Source organism: Pseudochrobactrum sp. AO18b (genome assembly GCF_000409565.1).
In the GTDB taxonomy this organism is placed as follows: Bacteria; Pseudomonadota; Alphaproteobacteria; order Rhizobiales; family Rhizobiaceae; genus Pseudochrobactrum; species Pseudochrobactrum saccharolyticum.
Map to the genome: position 1 here is coordinate 1 of NZ_ANNO01000149.1, position 6,756 is coordinate 6,756.

Sequence of the window (6,756 nt, forward strand, 5' to 3'; positions counted from 1 at the left end):
GATAAATCCAGAGCCAGCTCCACGCGACTGCAAGTCGTGAACGCGTTCCGATCAGAAAATAGATATGGGCAAGCCCCCATATCCACCACGCCAGAATGCCTTTCAGCTTGAATTTTCCGAATTCGATAACAGCAACTTTTCGGCCGATTGTCGCCAGATTACCCTGATGGCGATATGTGAAAGTTTCAGGTGCAGGCACACCTTTCAGCATGGCACGAATGCATTTTGCAACAAAGCTACCCTGTTGTTTGGCAGCGGGAGCAATGCCGGGCACGGATTGATCCTCACCCCATTTGACCGAGGCCGTATCACCGATCACAAAAATTGACGGATCATCCGCAAGCCGCAAATCCTTAGTGACAACCACCCTGCCCGCACGATCCGATTCTGCTCCAAGCCACTGCGCTGCAGGCGATGCCTGCACACCAGCCGCCCAGACGATTGTGCGACAGGCAATCGGCTCCTCACCGATTGTGATACCACTCTCATCGCAGGCTGTGACCGGTACACCTGTACGAACGGTGACACCGAGCTTTGTCAGTGCATTGCGGACATAACCGGATAGATCTTCGCTGAAGCTCGGTAAAACACGCGCTCCGGCCTCAACCAGCAGAACTTTCGCCTGACGTGTATCAATACGGCGAAACTCGCGCGGCAGCGTGTGATGAGCAAGTTCTGCAATCATACCGGCCATTTCAACACCTGTCGGCCCCGCACCAATCACAGCGAATGTCAGCAATGCTTCACGCTTGGCCGGATCCGTCTCCAGTTCCGCCTGCTCAAAAGCCAGCAACATGCGCCTGCGAATTGTCGTTGCATCTTCCAGTGTTTTCAGACCCGGCGCAAAGGCTTCCCATTTATCTTTACCGAAATAGGCGTGGCGTGCACCCGTTGCCAGAACGAGTATGTCATAAGGCAATTCAGCACTGTTGCGCAGGCGCACTGTTTTATGAACACGGTCAATTCCGACAACCTCATCAAGCAAAGTTGTCACTTCCGGGCGATCACGGAAAAGATGGCGGATCGGCCATGCTATTTCAGATGTTGCAAGCACGGTGGTTGCAACCTGATAGAGTAAAGGCTGGAAAAGATGGTGATTGCGGCGATCCACCAAAGTAATGTCAATATCAGCATTTTTCAGCCCGTGAACGACCTGCAGGCCTGCAAAACCCGCACCAATAACCACAAGCTTCTTTTTCATAACGCATCCCGTTCTGCATGAGATCTGTTCGGCTGAAAACATACCACCTATTTTGCCACTATGCTGCATTAACCGTGCCTAAGGCATAGCTTAATGTGCAGGAAGTTCCTAAAAGCAGGTCTGAGCAACAAGGATGGATGAAAGCAAACCAATGAATTTGAGCCTTTTTAAGAATCTATGCAAAGACGGTAAATTCAAAGAAGCACTCGCCTTGGCGACAACCGGCTACGAGGACGACAGGCTTGCCCCTACCCGCTTTTCCATGGACAAGAAAACCGGAAACCCGATCTTCTACCGGGGCAACAAGCGCGTAGAACTGAACGCCGACAATGAATGGCAAATCTCAAAGAACCTGAATTTCTGATGAAGCTCTGAGCTTAATCAGAAGGTTTTCATTTGACTGACAGCCAATTGGTTCCTTTTCAGACAAGGCAAAACCCTTGATCGGAATATGGAGAATCAAACAGAGCATCTTTTTCAAGACATTGTTTTATAGAATAAAATGTTTTGTGATTTTTTGGTGGAGCCAAGCGGGATCGAACCGCTGACCTCTTGCATGCCATGCAAGCGCTCTCCCAGCTGAGCTATGGCCCCATTACCGATCATGTTTTTGAAACATGCCGACCTGAGCGTCGGTTCCGGTGGTGCGAAGCAGATTGTGATCTGTTCGTGACGGCTACATAAATTGCCTTTTACGGAAGATCAAGAGCAAAAATCAAACTCTTTCAAAGTTATTCAAATTATTTGCAAATCCCGCAGCAAAACGTCTTTTCCGTAGTGCAAAAGCACTAAAAAACAAAATGCCCTGCACTGGTGACAGTGCAGGGCATTTGCAATTCAGGTTCGGAATGACCGGCGATCAGCTTTCGTCGTCGTCGCCAACACCGCCGCCACCGCCGAGAAGACCGGACATATCATCATCGTCTTCGTCTTCATCATCTGTGGTCAGGAACGGATCATCGTCATCGCCGAGATCCACATCATCGTCATCATCCAGATCAGGAATGTCGTCGCCTTTTGCTTCATCATCCGCATCTTCCAGAGATACGAATTCCGGTGCATCCAGTGCTGTATCCAGTTCTTCGGTTTCTGTCTCTTCTTCTTCCACGCGGGTATCAACGCTGGTTTCGAAATAAGACAGCGGATAGGATTTGCCTGTATAAGGAGAAACAATCGGGTCCTTATTCAGATCATAAAATTTCTTGCCCGTTTCCGGATCGATACGTTTTGTGCCAAGTTCAGATTTTGCCACGTCAAGCCTCATAAGTTGTGCCGGCTGCGGCATCCGCACATCTCCTGAAACAAGAGATAAAACCGGAAAGCCTTTTCGGTGTTTTTTGGTGCATAAACGGATTTCGATGCCTTTGTCAAAGCTAAAGACACATGTTTTGCTGAATCATGCTGCTTTGCGGTATTTCGTGGCGAAAATACGCCGGTTTTTCCGCACAATGCCGCACAGGCTTCCGCCCGCATAAATTCCGCTCAGTTTGCAGGATGACCTGCGGTTAAACCTATGCTAGACCTTTGTCACCTCGATTGACCGCGCTGTCTGAAACGCGCTTAAAGCTTAAAAAACGGCAGCATAAACTGACTGTAATATTATGTCTCACTCTCAAGTTTCCAAACCCGCAACCTCCCGTCGCTCGCGCGACCTGAAGGGCGATATCCGTATTCCGGGCGATAAATCGATTTCTCACCGTTCTTTCATGTTCGGCGGTCTTGCTTCTGGTGAAACCCGCATTTCCGGCCTGCTGGAAGGCGAAGATATTCTAGCCACCGGCAAAGCCATGCAGGCCATGGGCGCACAAATCCGCAAGGAAGGCGATATCTGGATCATCAACGGCACCGGCAATGGCTGCCTGCTGGAATCAGAAACCCCGCTGGATTTCGGCAATGCCGGTACCGGTGTACGCCTGACCATGGGACTGGTCGGCACCTATGATATGAAAACTTCATTTCTGGGCGATGCATCCCTCACCTCACGTCCGATGGCACGTGTGCTCAATCCGCTGCGTGAAATGGGCGTACAGGTTGAAGCCGCTGAAGGCGACCGCCTGCCGCTGACATTACGCGGCCCCCGCACAGCCAATCCGATCCGTTACCGTGTACCAATGGCCTCGGCTCAGGTGAAATCGGCCGTTCTGCTGGCTGGTCTCAACACGCCGGGCGTGACCACAGTGATCGAACCGGTGATGACCCGTGACCACACGGAAAAGATGCTGCAAGGCTTCGGCGCGGATTTGAGCGTTGAAACTGACAAGGACGGCGTACGTCATATCCATATCACCGGTCAGGGCAAGCTCACCGGTCAGATCATTGATGTGCCGGGCGATCCGTCCTCAACCGCTTTCCCGCTGGTTGCTGCGTTGATTACCGAAGGTTCGGATATCATCATCCGCAATGTGCTGATGAACCCGACCCGCACCGGCCTGATTACCACTTTGCAGGAAATGGGTGCCCAGATCGACATTCTCGATCCGCGCCTTGCAGGCGGTGAAGATGTGGCTGACCTGCGTGTGCGTTCGTCAAAACTCACCGGCATCACCGTGCCGGTTGAACGTGCACCGTCAATGATCGACGAATATCCGGTTCTGGCTATTGCCGCCGCATTTGCGGAAGGTGAAACCATTATGGATGGTCTGGATGAATTGCGTGTCAAAGAATCAGATCGCCTTGCAGCGGTTGCCCGTGGCCTTGAAGCCAATGGCGTGGACTGCACAGAAGGTGAGATGAGCCTGAGCGTTCGCGGTAATCCGTCCGGCAAGGGTTTTGGCGGCGGCACTGTTGCCACCCATCTCGATCACCGTATTGCCATGAGCTTCCTTGTGCTTGGTCTGGCCTCTCAAAAACCGGTAACGGTTGATGATGCCACAATGATCGCAACCAGCTTCCCTGAATTCATGGATCTGATGCGTGGTTTGGGTGCAGATATCAGCATGGCCGGAGCCAAATAACCGCAATGCAGGATAAAGCTTTTATCATCGCCATTGACGGGCCTGCAGCTTCCGGAAAAGGGACGCTGGCCCGCAATCTTGCCACGCATTACGGTTTTCACCATCTGGATACCGGCCTCACCTATCGCGCAGTTGCTAAAGCCCTGATTGATCAGGGTTTACCGCTCGATGATGAAGCGATTGCTGCGCGCGCTGCACAGGAACTCGATCTCAAAGGGCTGGATCGCACTGTGCTGTCCGCCCACGATATCGGTGAGGCAGCCTCGAAAGTGGCCGTCATGCCGGAAGTGCGTCATGCCCTTGTGGAAGCGCAGCGCAAATTCGCAGAAAATCTGCCCGGCACTGTGCTGGACGGCCGTGATATCGGCACAGTTGTCTGCCCTGATGCGCCGGTAAAACTCTATATCACCGCTTCAGCGGAAGTGCGTGCAGAGCGCCGTTTTAATGAAATGCGTGCAAAAAACGCGGATGCGGATTATAATGAAGTTCTGGACGATCTGAAGCGCCGTGATGAGCGCGACATGAACCGCTCTGCTTCGCCTTTAAAACCTGCAAGCGATGCGCACTTGATCGATACCAGTAAAATGGATATAGAAGCGGCATTTCTAGAAGCTAAAAAGCTGATAGATGCTGCATTGCGCGCCTGACATTGGTCTGAATTTCAGAAAAATCGTCGAATTGTGCGTCTTTTATATAAAAATTGTCTGTTTTCAGGCCATGCGCCGGATTGTTCTTTTTAAGAACGGCTTGTCTTCAGACTTTCTCGAAACACCAACCCCCGGCGCCGTATCGCGTGAATTTCACGGATACATCAGGAGTCTACATGTCAGATTTTAACCCGACACGCGAAGATTTTGAAGCTCTGCTGGCTGAGTCCTTCGCCAATAATGACCTTGCAGAAGGTTATGTTGTTAAGGGCCGTATTGTTGCCATCGAAAAAGACATGGCAATCATCGATGCAGGTCTCAAAGTTGAAGGCCGCGTGCCGCTGAAGGAATTCGGCGCTAAGGGCAAAGACGGCTCGATGAAGCCGGGCGACGAAGTAGAAGTTTACGTTGAGCGTATCGAAAACGCGCTTGGCGAAGCTGTTCTGTCGCGCGAAAAAGCTCGCCGCGAAGAAAGCTGGGTTCGCCTCGAAGAGAAATTCGGCAAAGGTGAGCGCGTTGATGGCGTTATCTTCAATCAGGTTAAGGGTGGTTTCACCGTTGATCTCGATGGTGCCGTTGCGTTCCTGCCACGTTCACAGGTTGACATTCGTCCGATCCGCGACGTGACCCCTCTGATGCACAACCCGCAGCCGTTTGAAATCCTGAAAATGGACAAGCGTCGCGGCAACATCGTTGTGTCCCGCCGTACCGTTCTGGAAGAATCCCGTGCGGAACAGCGTTCTGAAATCGTTCAGAACCTTGAAGAAGGTCAGGTTGTTGACGGCGTTGTTAAGAACATCACCGATTACGGTGCGTTCGTTGACCTCGGCGGCATCGATGGCCTGCTGCACGTTACCGACATGGCATGGCGCCGTGTAAACCATCCGTCCGAAATCCTGACTATCGGTCAGCAGGTTAAGGTTCAGATCATCCGCATCAACCAGGATACACATCGTATTTCCCTGGGCATGAAGCAGCTGGAAAATGATCCTTGGGATGGCATCGGTGCGAAATATCCGATCGGCAAAAAGATCACCGGTAACGTAACCAACATCACTGACTACGGTGCATTTGTTGAAATCGAACCAGGCATCGAAGGTCTGATCCACGTTTCTGAAATGTCCTGGACAAAGAAGAACGTACACCCGGGCAAAATCCTGTCGACCTCTCAGGAAGTCGAAGTTGTTGTGCTCGAAGTGGATCCGGTCAAGCGCCGTATTTCGCTCGGTCTCAAGCAGACCCTCGACAATCCATGGACAACCTTTGCTCAGAAATACCCAGCCAACAGCGTTGTTGAAGGCGAAGTCAAGAACAAGACCGAATTCGGCCTGTTCATTGGTCTCGACGGCGATGTAGACGGCATGGTTCACCTGTCGGATCTCGACTGGAACCGTCCGGGCGAACAGGTTATCGAAGAGTTCAACAAAGGTGACGTTGTTAAGGCAGTCGTTCTCGATGTAGACATCGAAAAAGAACGTATCTCCCTCGGCATCAAGCAGCTGACCGGCGACAGCGTTGGTGAAGCAGCTTCTTCCGGCGACCTGCGCAAAAACGCAGTTGTTTCCTGTGAAGTAACCGGCATCACCGATGGCGGCATCGAAGTTAAACTGGTTGACCACGACATCGAAAGCTTCATCAAGCGTTCGGATCTGTCCCGTGACCGTGACGAGCAGCGCCCAGAGCGTTTCTCCGTTGGCCAGAAAGTTGACGCACGCGTCATCTCCTTCGACAAGAAAACCCGCAAGCTGCAGGTTTCCATCAAGGCTCTCGAAATTGCTGAAGAAAAAGAAGCAGTTGCTCAGTACGGTTCCGCAGACAGCGGCGCATCGCTCGGCGACATTCTTGCAGCAGCAATGAAGAAGTCCGAAAACAACTAATATGGATTAAGCAGGACTTGTCCTTGTGATCTGAGCCCTGTTTCATTCCAGAGTTGAAAATCCCCCCCCCCCCCGCC

Annotated in this window: 6 protein-coding genes and 1 tRNA gene; 4 read left to right on the top strand and 3 right to left on the bottom strand. The window is 51.8% G+C overall.

Annotated features, from left to right (window positions below):
• A partial coding sequence (locus tag A918_RS0106295; protein ID WP_022710239.1) for an NAD(P)/FAD-dependent oxidoreductase occupies positions 1-1,201 on the bottom strand: 1,201 nt, incomplete at its 3' end.
• Between the two features lie 151 nt (positions 1,202-1,352).
• Between A918_RS0106295 and A918_RS0106300 the strand changes: the two genes are divergently transcribed.
• Entirely contained in the window at positions 1,353-1,565 is a 213-nt protein-coding gene (locus A918_RS0106300) for a hypothetical protein (protein ID WP_028233464.1), read from the top strand.
• Between the two features lie 154 nt (positions 1,566-1,719).
• On the opposite strand, the gene A918_RS0106305 is transcribed toward A918_RS0106300, so the two are convergent.
• A tRNA-Ala gene (locus A918_RS0106305) sits at positions 1,720-1,795 on the bottom strand.
• Between the two features lie 265 nt (positions 1,796-2,060).
• Positions 2,061-2,453 (bottom strand): TIGR02300 family protein, encoded by a 393-nt coding sequence (locus tag A918_RS0106310; protein ID WP_028233465.1) that lies wholly within the window; start codon positions 2,451-2,453, stop codon positions 2,061-2,063.
• A 349-nt stretch (positions 2,454-2,802) separates the two neighbouring features.
• Between A918_RS0106310 and aroA the strand changes: the two genes are divergently transcribed.
• The 3 genes from aroA (at position 2,803) to rpsA (ending at position 6,679) form a co-directional block, all read left to right on the top strand.
• The gene (aroA, locus tag A918_RS0106315) at positions 2,803-4,155 is read left to right on the top strand and encodes a 3-phosphoshikimate 1-carboxyvinyltransferase (protein WP_022710242.1); all 1,353 of its coding nucleotides are present in this window, start codon (positions 2,803-2,805) and stop codon (positions 4,153-4,155) included.
• Positions 4,156-4,160: 5 nt separating this feature from the next.
• Positions 4,161-4,802 (top strand): (d)CMP kinase, encoded by a 642-nt coding sequence (gene cmk / locus A918_RS0106320; protein WP_022710243.1) that lies wholly within the window; start codon positions 4,161-4,163, stop codon positions 4,800-4,802.
• 176 nt (positions 4,803-4,978) lie between these two features.
• Complete coding sequence (gene rpsA / locus A918_RS0106325; RefSeq protein WP_022710244.1) at positions 4,979-6,679, top strand: 30S ribosomal protein S1; 1,701 nt, start codon at positions 4,979-4,981, stop codon at positions 6,677-6,679.
• Positions 6,680-6,756: the final 77 nt, after the last annotated feature.

Coding starts and splice junctions, on each gene's coding strand:
- rpsA (WP_022710244.1), top strand. CDS start 4,979: ATGTCAGATTTTAACCCGACACGCGAAGATTTTGAAGCTCTGCTGGCT.
- aroA (WP_022710242.1), top strand. CDS start 2,803: ATGTCTCACTCTCAAGTTTCCAAACCCGCAACCTCCCGTCGCTCGCGC.
- cmk (WP_022710243.1), top strand. CDS start 4,161: ATGCAGGATAAAGCTTTTATCATCGCCATTGACGGGCCTGCAGCTTCC.
- A918_RS0106300 (WP_028233464.1), top strand. CDS start 1,353: ATGAATTTGAGCCTTTTTAAGAATCTATGCAAAGACGGTAAATTCAAA.